The sequence below is a fragment of the Gimesia algae genome, from assembly GCF_007746795.1.
Classification (GTDB): Bacteria; Planctomycetota; Planctomycetia; order Planctomycetales; family Planctomycetaceae; genus Gimesia; species Gimesia algae.
This window is the reverse complement of sequence record NZ_CP036343.1, coordinates 5,892,167-5,914,758: the sequence shown is the minus strand read 5'-3', so window position 1 is coordinate 5,914,758 and position 22,592 is coordinate 5,892,167. Positions and strand designations below refer to the sequence as shown.

3 protein-coding genes are annotated in these 22,592 nt (G+C 48.8%); 2 read left to right on the top strand and 1 reads right to left on the bottom strand.

Annotation, left to right across the window (positions count from 1 at the left end; all coding sequences use genetic code 11):
• Positions 1–159: 159 nt before the first annotated feature.
• Positions 160–3,222 carry a PVC-type heme-binding CxxCH protein gene (locus Pan161_RS22025; RefSeq protein ID WP_145230891.1) on the top strand — a complete coding sequence of 1,021 codons (3,063 nt, stop codon included), beginning with the start codon at positions 160–162 and terminating at the stop codon, positions 3,220–3,222.
• Positions 3,223–3,310: 88 nt separating this feature from the next.
• Here Pan161_RS22025 and Pan161_RS22020 read toward each other — a convergent pair whose 3' ends face one another.
• Complete coding sequence (locus Pan161_RS22020) at positions 3,311–4,537, bottom strand: Lpg1974 family pore-forming outer membrane protein (protein WP_145230889.1); 1,227 nt, start codon at positions 4,535–4,537, stop codon at positions 3,311–3,313.
• Positions 4,538–5,375: 838 nt separating this feature from the next.
• Between Pan161_RS22020 and Pan161_RS22015 the strand changes: the two genes are divergently transcribed.
• Positions 5,376–22,400, top strand: a complete 17,025-nt coding sequence (locus tag Pan161_RS22015; protein ID WP_145230887.1) for a choice-of-anchor Q domain-containing protein — start codon at positions 5,376–5,378, stop codon at positions 22,398–22,400.
• The last annotated feature ends 192 nt before the right edge of the window (positions 22,401–22,592 follow it).

Sequence of the window (22,592 nt, the reverse complement as noted above, 5' to 3'; positions counted from 1 at the left end):
ATTTGGACCGAGTAGAATAGATTGTGAGACGCTATGGTTAAATGTGATGCGATCTAGTTGTGCGCTTTACCTGCCGGGATTTCGAAAACCAATGGTTTTCGGAGACGCGGCAGCCTCCTTCCTGATCCATGCCTTTGCTGAAAGAGAAAGTCGGCTTCTATGCGTTCAGTTTCTAAGAGATATCTATTCTGTCTGGCCACTGGCTGTTTCGCCATTATTTTGATGGCCAGTGGTGGTTATTTTTCGCAGGCCACTGCCCAGAAGCCATTGCCTGATGAGGGTGATTTAGCCAAACGACTCAAGCGTATTCCCGCGACGTCGCCGGAAGACAGTTTGAAAGGATTCAAACTTCAACGCGGATTTCAGCTGGAACTGGTCGCCTCTGAGCCGGACGTGATGGATCCTGTGGATGCCTGTTTTGATGAAAACGGCCAGATGTTTGTGGCGGAAATGCGTGGCTATCCTTATCTGCCGGATCAGGTTCCCGATTACTTCGACCGTCCGGTGAGAAAAAAAGCGGGTGTGATCCGCCTGCTGAAAGACACCACCGGCGATGGTAAAATGGATCAGAGCTTTGTCTTTGCCGACACAATTACCTGGCCGACTTCCGTCTGCTGTTATGATGGTGGCGTCTACGTGATTGCCCCTCCTAATATCTATTATTTTAAAGATACAGACGGTGATCACAAAGCGGATATCCGCGAGACCGTCTTCACCGGTCTGAAAACAAATAATGTGCAGGGACTGGCTAATAATCTGAAATGGAGCCTGGATAACCATATTTATTTCGCGGGTGGTACCAATGGTGGTTCGATTCTCAAGGATGGCAAAGAAGTCATTCCTTCCGGTCGTCGTGATCTGAAACTGAACCCGAAAACCAGAGAGTTGGAGCCCGTTTCTGGTGGTTCACAATTTGGACATTCCATGGATGACTGGGGCAATCGATTTGTCTGCAGCAACAGCAACCATATTCAACATGTCGTTTATCCCAGTCATTATTTGAAGCGAAATGAATATCTGGCGGTTCCTGGAGTCTTACGAACCGCAGCGCGGAAAGGGGCAGCCGCTCCTGTGTTCCGGACAAGTCCACCGGAACCGTACCGTGTTGTACGTACAGCGCGACGGGCAGCCGATCCCAACTTTCGAAAACGACTTTCCCCGACGGAACTGGTTGCGACGGGTTTCTTTACTTCAGCAACCGGTGTGACGATTTATCGGGGCAGTGCCTATCCGCAAGAGTATCAGGGGAACGCGTTTATTGGTGATGTGGGAGGCAACCTGATCCATCGCAAGACCATGGACGAAAATGGCGCCACCTATGTGGCAACCCGCGCGGATGAGCAGACTGAATTTATCACCTCCAATGATAACTGGTTTCGTCCTGTCAATTTTGTGAATGCTCCCGATGGAACGCTCTGGGTGCTCGACATGTATCGCGAAACAATCGAACATCCCTTTTCGATTCCCGAGGATATTAAACGTCATCTGGACCTGGAAAGTGGGCATGATCGAGGACGTGTTTATCGTCTGGTTCACCCACAGGGAACTCAATTTCCAGTACAGAAACTGGGGAAGATGACAGTCGAACAGCTGGTGCAACAGCTCGAATCTCCCAATGTCTGGAACCGGGAAACGGCACAGAGGCTGATCTGGGAACGGCAGGATCAGACTGCCGTTCCAGATCTGGTCAGACTGTTTGAAGATTCTCAACAGCCGCTGGCACGTCTGCACGCTCTGTGGACCCTGGATGGATTAAATGCCTTGAGTGCAGATCTGTTATTGAAAGCGCTGAAAGATCCCCAGGCCGGAATTCGCGAACAGGCAATTCGTCTGTCTGAAAAACAGGCACAGGACAGTCCTGAACTTTCAAAAGCAGTACTGGCGTTGACTTCTGATCCCGAGTATCGCGTCCAGCTGCAACTGGCGTTCTCGCTCGGTGAATTTGACAATCAGGCTGCGATAGCCGGCTTAACAAAACTGGTTGATTCCCCCAATTATGATGGTGATATGCAGGTTGCCGTCCTGACATCTTCTGCCCAGATTGCAGGTCCACTGGCGGTGAATTTCTTAAACGCCGCGGAAGGAACGCTGTCAGGCAGTAAGCGATCTTTAGTGATTGAACTATTGCGGATTTCTGGAGCGAAAAAAGATACGTCAGATGCCTTAACCGTGCTGGAGTTTGTCTCAGATGATGCTGTTTCACTGGCGGAAAAACAACTGGTTCTGGGGGCATTAGGCGAAGGTCTGGGGCGTCGGGGTGCCTCACTGGCGACGCTGCTGAAAGACCCGAAACTGGACCCTGTTGTCAAGCAGCGATTTGATAAAACCATTGCCGATGCGGTTGAGATGGTCACTGAGGAAGACAAGCCGGTTGCCGACAGGGTCGCCGCCATCCGACTGCTGGGTTTCTTTGACTTCAGTGTCTCTGGTGACGTGCTGGCTGAGGTATTGAACCCTCGTTCGTCACCGAAAATTCAGGAGGCTGCTGTCGCCTCGTTATCGCGGATGGATCATCCGGATGTGAGTGCTGCGTTATTGGAAAACTGGTCCGCATTCAGTCCTGCTGTGCGAGCGGATGTTGTTGATGCACTACTGGGATCTTCCGTACGCATCGACAGTCTGTTGAAAGCGATTCAGGACAAAAAGGTCAAGCTGAATGAGTTGTCACGAGACAAAAAAGATCTGCTGACGAATCATCCGGATAAGGGGATTCGTAAACGAGCACAGAAGGTGGTCGGAGGCGAAGTTAACAGCGACCGTGCGAAGATTGTTCGCAGTTATGAAGCTGCTCTGGAGCTTAAGGGGGATACCGTCAATGGTCAGAAAGTGTATATGAAGAATTGTGCCGCCTGTCATAAGGTGGGTGACAAGGGACATAACGTCGGACCCAATCTGGCGACTACCAAAAACAAGTCTGATAATGACCTGTTGATTGCTATTCTGGATCCAAGTCGTGAGGCACAGTCGAATTACAACGCCTACACGGTCGTGACGGAGCAGGGAAAATTATACACGGGTATCATTGCTGCAGAAACTGCGACGAGCTATACCATTCGCAGAGCCGAAGGCAAAGAAGATATCATTTTGCGGAACAACATTGATACGCTGCTCTCCAATGGTGTTTCTCTGATGCCTAATGGTCTGGAAAAAGAGATTAATCCTCAGCAGATGGCTGATCTGCTGGTATTTATCAAGACCCTGGAGGCACCTCCGGAAAAGTAAAATTCCTGACTGAAATAAAAAAAAACAGCCCTGCCAGTGAGTTACTGACGGGGCTGTTTTTGTAGCTTGATATTTATAAGAGAGCGGTTTACCAGTCCATCCCCAGTGTGATCGATCCACCGAGCAGGCTCAGGTCACCCGATTCGCTGGCAGCGGATCCAGCGCCCCTCCACCACATTCCATCCCAGGCGCCTCGGACCCAGATCAGGGCTCCGGTCTGGAGGACAAAATCAGCCTGCATACCGATTTGAATTTCAGTGATGCTTAGCGATTTCTTCGACGTGGTTTGAGCTGTTGCAGCAATGGGACCAGGTGTCAGGTCTTCTGCAGAGTATTTGGAATTGCCCCAGAGTGCAGCATATTTTGCACTGGTAATAAATGAGAGGCTGGAGGTCCCTTTGGAGCGTCGATCGAACAACCCTAATGGACGGCGTGCTTCACCAAAGACAACAATACCATTTCCGTCGAAACGGTGTCCGGCATTAGAAGAGACGGGAGCACCACTGGCGGTACCGACGGCATTGTATTGCTGGCTCACAGATGCGTGACGGTAACCACCGCCGAATGTGGTCTGCCAGCGTTCAAAATTCAATTCCTGACTCAAATCAACGTCAATCGTATAGAGTTTGATATTACTGAAAGTCTGGATGGTATCTCCTGCCTGGCCACCTGCACGAATACCACCAATGGCAGTCTTTGTGGGTAATCCGTTAAAAAACACGAAGTTGCTCGGCGCGATGGCACCGTTGGAGGAATCATCTTCAAACTGGAACCAGCGAACCTGAGCGCTGAGTCCTTCGTTATCAATGACTCCCAGGTTAATTCGCGGTGCGGACTGATAGTTGTATGGGAAGTCATTTGAAGTGGTGACTGTGCCGGCACCTGACTGATCTTCCGTCAGAAATGCGGTGTCAGTATCGAATCCCGGTTTTACAAAGACTGCGGCGGCACCAGCGACGAGACCCAGGCGTTCATAGGTCGCGTCCTCAAGATAAGGATCATCGATCCAGTCACCTTGAGGGTATTCTTCGAAGGGACCATAGTATTCATCCGCGTTACCGTAATACTCGGTTGATGCATACTGCCCCCCTTCCGGCATGGCGATCGGGGATAAATCAGAAGTTCTCGGGGAGGACGGCGCGAAAGAGACGGCGTCGACGGTTGGACCATCATAGTCTGACGTATTTGAAATTCTGAAGACCCCTTCAGATTCATTTGATGGTTCGACTGGGAAATCTGACTGAGAATAAAGTATCTGCGTCGAAAAACAGCAGATTCCCGCAATCATCAAGCCAACGAATCCGTTCGTTCTCATAGCTCAATCTCTCCATTTCGATCTCTGCAGAATCTCACTGATTCGGCCGATCGAAAGATGCTAATTAAAAACTAATCTCTCCGACAAAGCACAATTTGTGATCTCAGAGCATTTTTGTTCGTAAGTACAGCAGTAACCGGGCCTCTGTAGATAACCCGCTGTCATAATTGATCGGCTTGGTTCTGCCCCGAAGACCATTAAAAACGTTACATCTTGAAAAAACAGTACGATTTTTCGGAGCAGATGATGCAATTGTATAGCGTGATTTGTCCTGGAAATCAGTCCATTTTAATCAGTCTCCTGGACGGGGAGTGTCATAAGTATATTGAAATATTGTAGTTATGAGTTGAAAAAATAATTAGAAATGCCGTCGGGACGGAGCGAAACATCGTTAGTTTTTAGATTGCCATGCGTCACTTATGTAAGAATTTCGCGTTGCGTTGGGATATATTTTTGTATTTGAGGTGGGCTTGTTCCAGGCAAGTTCTAGATGAGATGGGAATCCTCAAAGTGGTGGCATGATTGTTACAAGTGGAATACACCAGTTATAAATTACCTAATTTATGCAAATTTCTTTGACATCGGTTCAGAGTAGTTTTTAGCATCAAAGGCTGGAGTTCTGTAAACAGTCAAGTATTACGGATCAGGGGTAGTGCTCTAATGTTCCGTTAAGTGTATGCTGCAGGCAGAATTCCTTGAACCGAATCATTAAATTGACAACTAACAATACAACAGAATGGCATTCAAGTTTGTTCTGAAACAGGCGAAGCGGGATGTGATTTCCTGCTCCTGTTTTAGTAAAATGCCATGGCAAATTAGAGTTTATGGGAGACAGCAGATGTTACTGACATCTTGGGTTGAGTCGATGCGAGTTGCGTTCGAAAAAAGCCGTAAGGCGACTTTAAATCCTCGTCGCAGACTTCAGCTTCGAAGTGTTCCTTCATCCGCCCGCCAGAAGGTTCAACGCCGCATCGCGATTGAGCAACTCGAAGATCGAACTCTTCTGACGTCGCTCATCATCAATCAGCTGACTGCCGGGCTGGGTATGACGATTGATAACTCAGTGCTGGACCCGGATGACGATGGTTTTTCCAATTACGATTCGATCATCTTTGAAGACCTGACCGTCAATGCCACGTCGGGAGCTGGTATTTCGATCGACTTGGATGGCTTACAATTCCAGAATGATGATCATACAGAAGATGTTCCGTTCTCCATTCTGTTTGATAATGTCACTGTCAATGCTGCTGCTGGACGGGGAATTGACATTGACCTGGATGGTCTGCTTGCCGAATCTATCTCGATCGCCGTGGACAGTTCCACCATCACCGGCGCGGTGGGAAATGCATTTAACATTGATCTGACAGATATTGTCATCAATGAATTCAATATCGTTGATTCGACCTTGTCCGGGCAGTCCGGAGCCGGTGTCACCGTGGCAATGAGTAATACGATCATTGATGAAACTTCGATCAGACGTTCTAACATCGATGGTGTTTCCATCGATGTTGCCGATGAATCGAATCTGCGTAATACCACACTGGCTGATAACACCATTGCCGGCACATCAGGTAATGATGGTGTGAGCGTCAACATTGTGGATTCGGAAGCTGAAGAACTGCGGTTGACCAATAACAACAGTATTCAAGGTGTGAGTATCACCGTCGATGATACCGCCGCCGAAGGTGCTGCATTACTGACCGAGTTGTTCATTCATTCGAATGTCATCACCGGGAATACCGCCGGTGCTGGTGTCAGCCTCAATCTGAATAATGTCGATCAGTTTGTCTCGATTACCGGAAACTCGATCACATCCAACAGCGGACACGGGATTGTCTTCGATCAGACTGACGGCGACCTGAGCGGTGAAATCGGCGATAACCTGATTTCCGGCAACACAGGTCACGGTATTTTCTTCACACCGTCAACCACCAATCCGGTTCCAACGGGTGCTTCTCCCGGTGTACCCGCTAATCCCGGTGTGCCCGGCGGTCCTACTGACAGAATTGACTTTGCCGCGCCGAGGAATGAAGTCCAGGTAGTCAGCTTCGCGGGATCAGCCATTGGCGGATTTTTTCAGCTGCAATATACGGATAACAGGGGAAATTCTTACACAACCGATGATATCGCTCACACAGCGACGGCTGCTCAGGTCAAAGCGTTCCTGGTTGCCTTGGACTCCGACATCGAAGTCGATGATATTCAGGTCAACGGAAATTTCACAGACGGGTACGAAATTGAATTTGTGAACGATCTGGCCCACCAGAATATCAACCCGTTAGAAGTGGTAAACGCCGATTTAACGTTTGATAACCCGACTGTGACAATATTTCAGGATTCTATTCAGGATCTTTTTTATCAGCGGGCAAGTGAAGTCCAGGTTCTGACGTTTGACAATGTACCAACCTTTGGCACCTATACCTTGTTCTTCCTGGGACAGTCGACGACTCTCAACTGGGACGATGATGCTAGTGCAGTGGAAGATGCTTTGAATGATCTGGCAGCGAATCTGTATCCGTCTATGCCCGCTGATTTTAAGTTTGTGACAGTTGAACTTACCGGCGTCGGGTTTGAAGTCACAGTCGTTGATGACCCGGGGAACCCACTGGCTTATATTAATATCGATCAGATTATCCCAAATGCCAATGGCTTGAATTATGATATCACAATTACTGAGCAGCGGGCGGGAACGGCGACTCTGAACGAGCAACAACTGTTGGAATTTGATTATGTCAATCTGCCAGTCGGCCAGCAGTTTATCTTGTCCCTGGGAAGTACCTCGACGGCACCGATCACAATCGTGAACTCCAGTGCGGCTATGATTACCAGTATTGATGCTGCACTTGAAGCTGCAGGCTTTGGAACCACAGGAACTGACTTTACTGTAACCGGCAATTTTATTAATGGTTTTGTGATCGAATTTACGGGTGACTTGGAAGAGACAAATCATGCACTGTTTCAGATAGCCTTGCCTCCCGGTACCGATATTACAATTACTGCGAGTACAACAACACAGGGATCCGGACGGAATGAAATCCAGGCGATTGAATTTCCTGCACAACCCGGAGGGGGCGATTTTACGATCAGCCTCGATACCGAAACGACAGTTCCGCTGGCCTACGATGCGACTGCAGCTGATGTTCAGCTTGCTCTTGAAGGGCTGACGAATATTGGTCCGGGCAATGTCCTGGTTACCAAATCGAGTTTTGGCAACAGCTTCATATTCCTGGTTGAGTTTGTAGGCTCAAACAGTCTGAGACCCGCTGATTTTGAGAATGAACCTTTAGGAACTCTCCTAACGATTGATGATGATGGGCTGATCGCGGCAGTCCCGACAGTAACAACAGTGTCAGAGGGAACCAGCCTCAACGAAGTTCAGGAAGTCGTGGTGAATGGTACTCCGACTGCGGGTGATTTCAAACTGTCATTCGATGGGGTTGAGACCACAGGGGTCATCAATTTTAATGATGATGCGGCTGACATCCTGACTCAATTAAATACCATTCCTGTACTCAACGGAAATGTATTAGTCCGGGGAGATGTTACTAACGGTTTTGAAATCGAATTTATAGGAGAACTGGCGAACACGAATCCTCCACAGATTGCTGTGACTGCTGTCAATCTGACCGGTGCCACTTTGAGTGTGAAAACGACGACTGTTGGCGGTTACCTCAGAGGTATCAGCGGGAACACGATTACTGGTAACTCCGGTGCAGGGATTGAAATTGATCTGGAGATGTATACCTCGTTTTATGGCGATATTACAGGCAATACGATCAGTTCCAATGACACCCAGGGGATCAATCTGAATGCCGCTGATCCGACCACTCTGGTCAGTATCGATTTCAGTTTGTCAGTCGAAGACAATACGCTGGATGCCAACCAGGGGGCAGCCATCGCCGTCAGTATGGAAGATACGGCAACCGGTGATGTGAGTATCACCGGGAATACCATCACAAATACTCGTAATGATTTGAATGCTGCCACCCCTTACACCGGGGATGCCATCTATGTTGACTTGTATGGAACTGATGTCCATTTTGAAGCGTTCAACCAGTTACGTGACCTCATCATTGATGGTAACTATATTGGTATTGATGCTGACAGTACTGCCGGGCTAGGCAACGCCGGCAATGGTATCGGGATTCATATCGAAGAATCTACGATTATCGACTACACCCAGATTTCCAATAACGTCATCATGAACAATACAGGGGACGGAGTTCACTTCCACCGGGAAGATGATGCCCGTGTGGGGCGTGCTGACGTTGATCCGATTGTCGGCGAAGAACGAGCCGTAAAAATTTACAGCAATATGATCTCCGGTAACAGTGACGGCATCGATATCCTGGCACAAAATGGTTCGCTGACGACCACCGATTTCGAAATCAAAGACAACGTGCTGTCGAGTAACGCGCGCGACGGTATCAAGATGCACGCCGAAGCGGACGCTTTGATTTTTGCAGATATCATCAATAACGAAATCAATACGAACTCATTGAACGGGATCGAATCGACAAGTTATTCATCAAATTATGCTGGTACTGATAAACGCGATGTCGCCGGAACCTGGATGCAGAATACCATTAGCAATAACAGCCAGCATGGTATCGATATTTCCGGACGTATCGGCAATCATGAGATGTTGTTTATTGGTCTAAACGGTGTTGATCCTGTCACTGGTGCAGATCGGGGCAACCTGATTTCTGGAAATGGACGTGACGGAATCCAGATTGCAGCTACGGTAGATCGCATTGATGGTCGGGTGAGAATTGCAAATAACCAGATTCTGTCCAACTCAACGGGGGGAATTGAATTGACAGGGGCTGGGTTAAGGTCTTCAATCGACAATAACCTGATCGCCTCTAATACCGGTAAGGGGATCGATATTAATTCGGACTCCCAGGTATCCTTTATTCGTGGAAATATCATCACCGAGAACACGCTGGATGGTCTGGAAATCTTGAGTGCGAATCGTGTCAGCCCCAGTGAAGTTGGTAACAACTTTACAGAATTTGGACCTCAGCAGCCTACGACCAGTGTGACTGCCATTGGGAACTTCATTGATAATAATGGTGGTCGCGGTGTGGATCTGCAGACAGAAGATCGGGCCAATTCAGACTTTATCTTTGGTGACGGAACTGAAGCTGGTGCGAATCATATTGTCTCCAATGGTCTGGAAGGCTTTTATGTTGTCACAACCGCCTCGGTGGGGCAGGATCAGGATGCCGCCAGCACAGCGACCCTGGATGCCACCGGTAGTGTCGTCGATTCTGATGCCGACATGGTCCTGCAGATCAATACCAACTACATACAGGATAACGGGGTAAACAGCAATTTTACCACCACTGGTCTGGTTCTGCGAATTGGTACCATGAATTCAATCTGGGGGGGAGGAACGTTCTGGTCTTCAACTCAGAGACCGTCATCAGATAATGGTGGTGCAGCAGTAGGTGATGAAGACAGTGCCAATGCCGCAAATGGCCGCTCCAATGTGATGGTGACAGGAAACGTATTTGAAGGGAACTACGGCGAAGATGTTTATGCTGAGTCATTTGTCTCAACTGTCGATCCCAATATTACTTCGGATGTCTGGACGTCTCCTGCGTCAAATCCAAACTTTCGCGTTTTATCATCTTATGAGCGTGATCCCCTGGCAAGATTGAATCTGTTTTTTGAAGAGAATACGGGTAACGGTCTGGATGTGACTAATTTCGGGGCGTATTACGATACAGCTGAACCCGTATTCAAATCACGCCTTAATAATTATACCGCACCTGTTCCCGATGGTGATTTTACATCTGCAACCCGGCGTCGAAACGCACAGCGTATCGCGTCACGTGCTGGTTATGATCCCACAATCGAACCTTCACCCAATGGCCCGCCTGATTCCGGAAATGTGATCGGTGCCAGTATTGATCCAGTGTCGGGACGGATTCTCATTCAAGCTGACGATGTCAGTTTATTGGCGAACGGCTATGCGATTGAGATTACGCGCTCATTGAGAGCAACAGATGGTTATGACGCCAATCCTATTTACGGGCTGTTTACCATTGCTGATATCGATTACAACGCGAATACTTTTACCCTCGTGAGTACCGAAGGTTATGACCTGACCGGCTATTCGACTACTGGCTTCTGGTCCACAAATGATAATACCGCATCGTTTGTGTTTGACGGGGTTGGGGTCAGCACATTTCGTGTCAATCAAACTTATTTCAATAACTCTTTTGATGATTACACATCTAATTTTTTCAATAGTGTAATTTTAGGTGGTGGGGTCGGAGAAATTGATTTTGCATGGGATTTCTGGAATCCGGATGTAGATACATTTCTAGCACCATTTGTGCAGACATTCATGACCGCCGATATTTCGGTGACAACTCCTGATCCATTGAATCACACTTTTCCTGGAGACTTTATTGTTTCGTTCACGGAAGATGTTTCAGATCTAGCTGTGACTCTTAGTGATTTTGCTCTATACCACAATAACGCTCTGGTTAATGATTTTTATTCGCTAGCCAATCTGGAACAGTTGACACCCCGCACGTTCCGGTTAAATATTGATACACTTCTGGGCGGTCTGGCAGATGGAGAGTATGAACTGCGATTAAATGCTGACGGTTCGATCACTGATATTAAATATTCAGACAGCTATAACACCCTCCTGTTTGGTGATGTCGAACGGTTTACCATTGATACGGCTGCTCCGACGGTCCAGATTGAGAATGTCTCTCCCGATCCTCGCAGTGCGGCGGTGGGTGACTTGATTGTCAACTTCTCGGAAGATGTGACCGGCGTTGACCTGGGTGACTTTACACTCGTGGGTCCCAATGACTCAGTCAATCTCGCGGCAACCCCCGCGACTTTGACGCAGGTTACCGGCAGCCAGTTTGTACTGGATCTCAGTAAGGTGACCAACTTGTCTGGAACATATACGCTGTCGATCAATTCGACTGCTTCGTCGTTTATCGTCGATTCTGCGGGGAATGCCCTGACGACGGACAGTGATAGTGTTGAGGATGTATCCTGGGTGAATGATACACAGGCACCGACTGCTACATTCGATCCGTTTGAAACAACTGATGGTACTGTGGATATCGAATTTGATAATGACGTTACGGGTCTGGATGTTGATGATTTCAAATTATTCCGGGGCGGTGACGATATCACTGACACGATTGAAGACATGTCAGTAGTCGTCAAAACCATTGTCAGTGTCGTTTCTATAGCAGGGTCGGACTCGGCGTATAAAGTTACTATCCATGCTGACTACCTTAGTGCAAACGGTGAATACCGACTGGTCTTTGTGGGAGAAGGTTCCGGAGTCACAGACGACGCAGGCAATGAGGCTGTCAGCTCCTCTGATGTAAAATGGAATCAGGGTACTGACTTTACAGCTCCCATCGCAGGTATTCAGGATGTTATTCCTGATCCCGAGACGTCTCTGGTCTATGATGTGATGATTAACTTCTCCGAAGACGTAACTGGTGTGGATATTTTAGATTTTGAGTTGTGGATAGATAAGGGCAACGGTCCGGAAGAAATTGACATTTCAGGGTTAATGCTGACAGAGGAGAATTCATCAACCTACACTATTGATTTGAGTACGGTTACAAACGTGGATGGTGAGTATACTCTGAAACTGATCGCTGCGGGTTCGGGGATAGTAGATCTATCTTCTAACGCCTTGGTGTCAGGTGCATCAGAAACCTGGCGGATTGGTGGACCTAAGCTGGGGGCTTCGATTCAAGGAATTGAGGATGATGAAGTGATACATACCAACGCGGGTGTTGTATCGATCAACTTTGAAGATGTTCCCGTGTTAGATAATGTGGACCCCAACCCTGTTGCCGTTGATGTGGCTGATGTGACAATCAGTGATTTCCGATTGACACTCAACGGTCAGGCAATCGATCTGGCTGCTGCTGGTGTCACAGTTACAGCTGTCAATCCCGTTATAGGTGGTACAACCACCACTGCCTCATTGTTTACCCTTGATTTAACTCAGGTTACCCAGGCGACTGGAAGTTATGTGCTGACACTGGTCGCTGAAGGTTCAGAGATCATAGACATTAATGATAATCCACTGCTGGTCAATGCATCTAAAGCCTGGACCAATAGCTCGACCATTGATTTAACGGGAATCGACCCCACTACTGTTGATGACGCTGTTGATACTAATGTCGGTGATGGTATTGTCGCGGACGAAAACGGAAACATCACCTTACGTGCGGCGATTCAGGAAGCAAACGCTCTTGCTGGTTCGAACGTCATTCAACTGGCAGCAGGAACCTATTTACTGGATATTGCCGGTATCGATGAAGACCAGTCTGCTACCGGCGACCTGGATATTCGCGATAACCTGACGATTCGTGGTCAGGGAGTGGGAGTTACCATTATCGATGGGGGTGCCCTGGATCGTATCTTCCAGATCTTTGCCGGCGTCACTTTGAATCTGGAAAATCTGACAATTCAAAATGGTAGACTGACAGGCAGCGATGATGGTGCCGGTATCCGTAACAGTGGTACCACCACCTTAACGAATGTGGAAGTCACTGAAAACGTAGCAGAAGACGGTGGCGGTGGTATCAATAACACCGGGTTGATGGTGATTGTTGACAGTACGATTTCCAATAATACAGCCGGCGGTAGCGGTGGTGGTTTACGAAATACGGGAACCCTGCAGATTTCACGCAGCACGATCAGCGAAAATACCACGGAGCGTGACGGTGGTGCGGTGTTCAATGCGGGCATCGGAACGGTCACTGTTTCGAACTCGACCTTCTCGGGTAACTCTTCAGATCGAAGTGGTGGAGCGATCCGTAATACAGCAACATTGAACGCTACTAACAATACGATGACCTTGAACGATGCCGGGACAGCCGGTGGTGCTGTTGCCAACAGCGGAACTGCCACGATGCAGAATAACCTGGTCATAGCAAATACAGCGACAACCAATTCGGAACTGGATGGCAGCTTTACCAGTCTGGGTGGAAACCTGACTGGAGTGATTGGAACCGCAACCGGTTTCGGATTTGGTGATATTATCAATGTGGCAGACCCCACGCCTGTGCTGGATCTCAATCTGGCCGACAACGGTGGTCCCACTCTTACCCACGCTTTGCTGCTGGGCAGTATTGCCATCGATACCGGGGTCAATACCAACACAGCGACTCTGGAACAACGGGGATCAAGCCGTATCCTGGGGACGAATGTTGATATCGGGGCTGTTGAGTATGGTACATTCTTTGTGAACAGCACCGAGGATACCGTAGATATCAATCCCGGTGATGGTATCGTCGCGGATGAAAATGGAAATATCAGCTTGCGTGCAGCAATCATGGAAGCCAATGCTCTGGCCGGGGATTCCGTCATCATTCTGGGAGCAGGTGAGTACAACCTGAGTTTACTCGGTTCGGGTGAAAACTCATCTGAAACGGGTGACCTGGATATTACCGATACCACAGGCAGTCTGACGATTCTCGGTGCGGGAAGCGGGCAGACCACTATCAATGCAGCCGGCCTCACGGATGAACGTGATCGTGTCTTTGATATCTTCTCTGGTGCTGACCTCACCCTGCAGGGAGTCATGATTACCGGTGGTAAAGTAATTGGTGACAGCGGTGGTGGTATCCGTAATGTAGGGACTCTGACGCTGATCAATTCACTGGTAGACGGCAATGCCGCTGAAGTTGATGTAGACGACACTACCGCTGTCGTTAATGGTGGTGGTATTCTGAATGGCCAGCTTGGTCTGCAGGGAACCCTGACTCTGACCAACAGCGATGTTACCAATAACAGTGCCGTCGACGGCGGTGGTATCTTCAACAACGATCAGTCTGTCATCACGATTGTAGATTCTGAAATCTCAGGCAATACCGCTTCCAGTGATGGTGGTGGTCTCTTCAACGACCTGCAGGCGACTGTTGATATTCTGCGAAGCTCGATTTCCGGTAATACTTCCACAGAAGACGGTGGTGGTATCTACAACAATGACCTGGCGAGCGTGACCATCACTGACAGTAAAGTGAATAATAACATGGCTGACCAGGGGGGTGGTATCTTCAACGAAGAAGCCGCTTCGCTGACGATTACCCGGACCACGGTGTCTGGAAATACTGCATCGCAGGACGGTGGTGGTATCTATAACGATGAGGGTGTGGTCTCATTGAATACGGTTTCGCTCCTGCTGAATACTGCTGCTTTTGACGGCGGTGGTCTATATAACGGATCCGCAGGTGAGGTCACGATTACAACTGGTATGTTCGATGATAACTCTGCGGGCCGCGACGGGGGTGCAATTGCCAACTTCGGGATCAGTCTTTCGCTCAGCGGGACAATTGTCCGAGACAGCAATGCCGTCAGAAACGGTGGTGGCCTGTTTAACGATCAGGAAGAAGGAACAGTCAGTCTCATAAACGCTTCCTTCATTAACAATGAGGCAGATTCCGGCGGTGCCATCTATAACCAGGAACTGGGCGTCATCGACCTGGATCTGTCTGACCTGTTGAATAATACGGCCAGCGAAAATGGTGGTGGTATTTTCAATACTGCAGACGCCACGATTACCGTCAGGCGGACGACCGTTGATGGTAACGTCGCTTCCAATGGAGCCGGTATCTATAACGAAGACATCGCCCAGTTGAATCTGATTAACAGTACTGTTTCCAATAACGTTGCCACCGGCGATGGCGGTGGCCTGTTTAATAACTCGCTGGTGCTTGCCAACATCGAGAATGCCACGATCTCCGGGAACGCAGCAATTAATGGTGCCGGGATTTTCAACGGTGACGAAGGCACGATGGAAATCACCAACGCGACCATCACCAACAACGCGGGAACAACCGGCGGTGGAATTATTAATGAAGACGGTGGGCTTGTCAGTGTGGTCAATACCATCATTGCCGGAAATTCAGCGACAGGGACAGGCGTTGACGTCGCGGGAGAATACAATTCTATCGGATTCAACCTGATTGGTGATGATACCGATTCGACCGGCTTCATTCATAGTACTGACAAGGTCGATGTCGCCAGTGCAGGGTTGGGTAACTTACAGGATAATGGCGGTGCGACTTTCACCCACGAACTGCTGGGGGGAAGCCTGGCGCGTGATGCCGGTAACAACTTCTACGCACCGACAAACGATCAACGTGGTTTTGCCCGTCTGTTCGATGGTGACGGAGATGGAACTTTGGTCGTCGATATCGGGGCGTTTGAATCCGGTTACATTGTCACCAGCTTTAAAGACTCGGTCGATGCCGTTCCCGGTGATGGAGTCAGTGTCGACTCCCAGGGACGCAGCACACTGCGTGCAGCGATCATCGAAGCCAACGCACATGCTGGTGCCGACACGATTCTGCTGGGATCCGGCACTTATACGCTGTCTCTGTTCGGTCTGGGTGAAAACGGCGCCCTGTTAGGCGACCTGGACATTACCGACGACTTGACCATTATCGGTGCCGGTTCGGAGCGAACCTTTATTGACGCCGACTTCCTGGACCGTATTTTCCATATCTTTACCGACGTCAATGTTACGATTCGCGGCGTGACACTTGTGAATGGAAGTGTCACGCGTGTTGAGGATGGTGGCGCCATTCTGAACTTTGGAAATCTGATTCTGGAAGATGTGACAATTGAAAACGGTCTTGCGAATCGTGGTGGTGCCCTGTTCAACAATGGGATCGTCACCATGACGGACAGCTTATTCGAAAACAATACCGCGATTGCTGACGGGGGAGCCATCTTCAACAGCGATTATGGTACGATCACCATCGATCTGAGTACTATCTCCGGCAACGATGCTGAAAATGGTGGTGGTATCTACAACTCCACAGGGGGAACCCTGGCAGTCAATGACACGACAATCGACGGCAATACCGCAACGGTTGCCGGTGGTGGTGTCTTCATTTCGGATGAAGTGGCTGTCGGGAATGGTGAAGGGAACGCATCTTCTTCCACGGGAGCTCAGTATCAGGGTGAGGTCGTGGTAGTAGAAGAGTATGAAGCACACTCTATTCCTAAATACAATAACGGTGACTCAGAAATTGCCTTGTTAAGCGAAGCTCCTCCATTCCCAGTCAGCGATACATTCAACCTGAGTTCGCTGCCCGGATCTAACTTCACGATTTATCTCGATTTCGATGGTCACACGACAACAGGCACACAGTGGAATACCGCATTCGGTACCATTGTCACACCTGCTTATGATACCGATGGCAATGTCGGGTCATTCAGCCTTGCCGAAATCGAAGTCATTCAACGCACCTGGTTACGGGTTGCTGAGGACTTTGCTCCGTTTAATGTCAATGTGACAACCGCAGAGCCGCCAGTCAGCGATCTGATCAGGACTGATGGCTCAGATACACGCTGGGGAGTGCGTGTTGTCATTGGTGAGAACACCTGGTACAGCAATGCTGGGGGGGTCGCGTATGTTGGTTCGTTCAACGACAACCTCGACACACCAACCTACGTGTTCAACACAGGTCTGATTGGTGTTGCCGAAGCAGCCAGCCATGAAGTAGGACACACACTGGGGCTATTCCATGATGGTACGTCAACCGAGGAATACTACTTCGGTCATGGCAGCGGTCCAACGGGCTGGGCTCCGATCATGGGAGCTGGTTATTCCCAGGATCTGGTCCAGTGGAGTCAAGGTGAGTATACCGACGCCGACAACAGCGAGGACGATCTGAATATCATCACCACTCAGAACGGATTTAGTTATCGCGTCGATGATTACGGGAGCAGCATTGGCACTGCGTCAAGTCTCATCAACGGCACAGCTTCCGGAATTATCGAGCGAAACACAGATGTGGACTTTTTCCAGTTCACAACCACTGGTGGCGATGCCATCATTGATCCATTCTTTGAGAGCCCCAACCTCGATATTCTTGCCACATTGTACGATTCCAGCGGCACTCAGATTCAAACGAGCAATCCTATTGGTGCTCTCAATGCGTCATTCACCGGACTGGCAGCTGGTACGTACTACGTGTCTATCGAAGGAACAGGTGAGGGAGACGTTCTGGGAACGGGGTACTCAGATTACGGGAGCCTGGGGCAGTATACAATTACGGTTACTGGCCTGCCTCCGACTGTGGACGTCGTCGGTCACGTGACGATTTCCAACAGCACGATTTCGCATAACTTCGCTGGTACCCGTGGCGGTGGATTATTGAATGAAGACACCGTCGATATCTCCAATGTCACCTTCTCCGGAAACGAAGCCGGCAAAGAAGGGGGGGCGATTCATAACACCGGCGAGATGACTATCAACAATACCACGGTTTATGAAAACTCTACTGAAGGTACAGGTGGCGGTATTTATTCTGTCGCTGATACCGCCAGTGTAAGCGTTAAGAATACGATCGTGGCCGGCAATAATGCTCTGCTCGGTGGATTTGACCTGGCAGGGACTTTCACCTCTCTGGGGTATAACCTGATTGGAACCAGCGGTTCAGCAGCAGGATTCATTGATGGTTTCAATGGTGATATCGTGGGAAGCAATTCTCAACGCATTGATCCCGCCCTCACTGCTCTCCTGGACAATGGTGGCCCAACTGAGACGCATGCATTACTCGCAGGCAGCCGGGCCATTGATGCCGGGGACAATACTGATGGCATCTCCCTCGACCAGCGTGGTGCCACACGGCCCACCGATACGACCAGCGACATTGGTGCCTTTGAAATTGTCACGCCGACCATCAGTATTTCCGATGTCAGCCAGCTCGAAACTGATATAACTGACGGAACCGTAATGAAATTTATCGTTTCATTATCGAACAGTAATGTGGATGACGTCACCGTTGACTTTGAAACTTCCAACATATCGGCGACAGCGGGGGTCGATTATCAATTTACAACCGGCACTGTCACTTTCGTAGCAGGGGAAACGACTCAGGTCATTGAGGTATTGGTATACGGTGATACCGTCCCTGAATTTCATGAAACATTCACTGTGAACCTGTATAATGCAAGCGGTGCTGTGATTGGTACACCCCATGGTACAGGTACGATTCAGAATGACGAAGCAATTCTGAGCATTAAAGAGGATATATCTGTTGATGAAGGTCCACAAGGCACCATTACTAACATGGACTTTACCGTAACGCTCTCGCATCCGCTAACAGAGTCTGTCTCTGTTGATTTTGTTTCACTGATTACAGATTCATCTGAAACTCTAGGCGATGCATATGCAGATGGGGATGATTTCAGCATATCGACTCAAAACATCACATTCCTTCCCGGCGATACGGAAGTGGTGGTATCTGTGGAAATCGTTGGCGATTCTTTGATTGAAGAAGATGAAGTCTTCAGGGTCGAGCTTCAGAATATAGAAGTGAAACCAGTGAGCGGAAGCGGAAACGTAAGTATCACCATCAATGATGTTGATATACAGGCTATAGGAACAATCACGAATGACGACGAGGCCTTCTTATCGATAAGCGATGCGACAATGGTGGAACCTGAAGATGGGACAGGGCCAGTTAAAATGCGGTTTGCAGTCACATTATCGCACCCTGCACCAACGGGGGGAGTGACTGTTAATTATGAGACATCTGATGGCATCGGTGGAAGCGGAGCTTTGGCAGGATCTGATTATACGGCGGATTCAGGATCCATATCGATAGACGAAGATGAGCGTATGGCGTTCATCGAAATCGATATTCTCGATGATGTTGATGGTATGACTGATGCTGAACTGACTGAATACTTTACTCTGAAAATTATTTCAGCTGAAGTAACAGCCACTGCAGAGGCTGTTCCGTTAAGTGATGATACAGCTGTGGGTACAATTATCGAAGCGGGCCAGGGTCTGGTCGTGACTACGACCGATGATGAATTAGATGTAGATGACACGGATGCGGGTTACGACCGGGATGATCTTTCACTTCGTGAAGCGATTCAAATTATAAATAATAACATAGGAGGCTATCATACAATCATCCTGAACCAAGATGATTATGTTATGTCTATTGCAGGCATCAATGAAAATAATAATGGCACTGGTGACTATGATATTAAGAGGGATATGACAATTGTTGGTGAGGGGGCCGGATTAACCATCATTGATGCAGCTAACCTGGATCGTATTTTCCATACCCAAAGTGATGTGACACTGAATCTGTCAGGTATGTCATTGATCAACGGTGATGCTGATGACGGTGGTGCCATTTTTGCCGAGGGTGATACAAATCTGAATCAGATCATCTTCCAGGATAACTCTGCTTCCTTCCTGGGGGGGGCGATCGTCAGTCTCGGGCAGCTCGATATTACTAATGCTCAGTTCCTGAATAACCATGCCGGTTTCCAGGGGGGAGCTATTTATCAATACACTGAAACAGCAACAGTCAGTCGTACAACCTTCTCCGAGAACTCCTCGGATGGACGTGCAGGAGCCGTCTATGTTGCCAGCGATGCCAGTTTTGATGTTTCGCAGTCTCTGTTCTATGCGAATGACGCGGGAAGCCGTGGTGGTGCCATCTTTAACGAAGGTACAATCACTTCGACCAACGTCACGTTCTCTGGAAATCATGCAGGATCACGTGGTGGTGCCATCTTCAATACCGGCTCATTGAGTGTGCTGAACAACACGTTGACAAAGAATACGGCAGATCAGTCTGGTGGGGGGATTTCGAATGATACCGGTGCCTTTGCCACACTGAGCAACACGATTGTTGCAGAAAATAGTGGCTTCTTTGCAAATCCCGATCTGGGTGGTGCTTATGATACCACAAGCAGCTTTAATAACCTGATTGGTGATATCGGCACTGCAACCGGGCTGACCGATGATTCAATGTATGGAAATCTTGTTGGTACTCAGGAGGCACCCATTGATCCTAAACTGGGTGACCTGCTGGATAATGGTGGCCCTACTCTAACCCATTCACTGCTGTTTGGCAGCCTGGCGCTTGACGCCGGCAAAGATAGTGATTTATCTTTTAATGCACCTGCTGTTGACCAGAGAGGTTATGAGCGCCCTAAATCACAAGTAACCGATGGTACTCCGCATGTCGATATCGGTGCTGTGGAAGTTCAAAACATCCTGGTTGATCCTAATCCTGATGAAGGGGCTCCGCTGTTTGGAACGGGCGGTGATGCTTCACTTGTAGATGAAAATACCAGTATTCAGATTTCGGTGGTCAAACAGAAAACGGGTGTTTCCAGCAATGGTCATACAGCAGCATTACCAGGTAACGAAGACTGGCTTCAGGAATGGGATTCCTTCTGGGTTGAAGTCTGGGTGGATACTGCCAGCGGATTTGGTATCAGCGATGTCTTGACTGACATTGCCTATAACACAGCCTACTTCACCGCGACCTCGGTGGAATTTGGTTCCAACTTTACCTTCAACAAAACGGTTGTGATTGATGATGCCGCCGGTGTGGTCCGCAATCTGGGGGGTAGCACATCGAAAGCATACGTCGGTGGAACCGGTTATGCCCTGCTGGCTCGCATTAAATTCGAGTCTCTCGCAGGTGATCAGGTTGAGGTCGATCCCACAGACCTGACGATTGAGCCACAGAAATTAGGGCTTGATATTCAGAATGCCATAATTGATATCTCGGGAATTGGCGAAGTCTCTGTTAACGTGGGAGCGCTTCCCGAGACCGATCTCTATCCGGTGATCTATGACATCGACGACAATGATAAGATTGATTATCGTGATCTGATCTTCTTTACTTCTGCTTATAACCAAAAAGTATTCAACGCGACTTCACCTTACGCTTCTGCTCTCGACTTTGATAAGAGTGGTAAAGTGGATTATCGCGACCTGATTTCTCTGGCTGGTAATTACGGCAAGAAGAAGAGTGGTAATACTGAAGTCACCTTCCCTGTAAACTTCGGTCAGAAATGGGTTGGAAATCAGCTGGAAGTGGCCAGTGGGGATGACAGCATTGATCAGGTGATCGAGGCTGCCGTCGATACCTGGGAAACAGCTCTGGGCGTTGAAGACCTGGATGTGCAAGTCGTCGTACATGACTTCGGAACGGCTCAACTGGGGTCAGGACTGACTACGGAATACAGTGTAGATGGTGTTCCAGTCGGAGGTCGTGTCGTAATTGATAACGATGCCAATGGCTTAGGCTGGCACGTTGATGTGACCGATCTGCCCTCAGGCAGTGCCTATGACCTGTATACGGTATTGTTACACGAAATTGGACACGTACTTGGATTTACACGATACTTCAGTGGTTTTGGAAGCCTGGTTGAAGAATCGGGTGGCAATCTGGTATTTGTCGGTTCTGACTTTACTGTGGCTTTGGATTCAACTGGTCTGCATGTCGATGACCCTGCATACGCGGATGATCTGATGGGCGATACGCTTGATCCTGGTATCCGCAAGACAATTTCCGATGTGAACGTGCAGATGCTGCTGGAAGCTTATGCCAACGCTCAGTCAGGTTCAGCCAGTGGTGGTGCAGCTCCGATCTTTGGTACTAACAATGTACCCGCTGAAGAGATTGCTGAACCGGTACTGATTCAAAGTCAGGGAGCTGCCCAGACGTTTATTGAACAATCTTCAATGAGTCTGGTTGCTCCGGCAGTCATTAAATCGACTGAAGAAGAAGATTCGAATGCTGGAATTCAGCAGACTGTCACCTTCGATGTCTTCCAGCCATCGGTCAGCTCAGATCCACAGGTTGCTGACGAATTCGAACTGGATACAAGCCTGTTCGAAGACCTGTATTCATCGTCCGAATTTGAAGACACTCTAATGGATTCTGATACCGATGACCGTCACCTGGTCTTTGCCCATGCTGACGATGAGCAGGAGTGGGATCTGGCAGATGACTTTAACGGGGAGCAGGAAGCCATGGACGACGCCTTTACCAACTGGGAAGGACCGCTGCTGTAAAAGCCTGTTTCCAATCGTGCTGAATGGAATTAGAATTGACCCTCTGTAGATGAGAATTGTCTACAGAGGGTCTTTCTTTTGAATACTCGAAATCGCTCACGATTCTTTCATCCCACGCTGGCAGGCGGTAAGATATGATGAGGGGTTTGTCTACAGGACGAATCCTTTTCAAAGATGTATCGATTTGCCTGT

Bases quoted from the DNA above. Each gene is read 5' to 3' on its own strand.
- Pan161_RS22015 (WP_145230887.1), top strand. From the start codon at position 5,376: ATGTTACTGACATCTTGGGTTGAGTCGATGCGAGTTGCGTTCGAAAAA.
- Pan161_RS22025 (WP_145230891.1), top strand. From the start codon at position 160: ATGCGTTCAGTTTCTAAGAGATATCTATTCTGTCTGGCCACTGGCTGT.
- Pan161_RS22020 (WP_145230889.1), bottom strand. From the start codon at position 4,537: ATGAGAACGAACGGATTCGTTGGCTTGATGATTGCGGGAATCTGCTGT.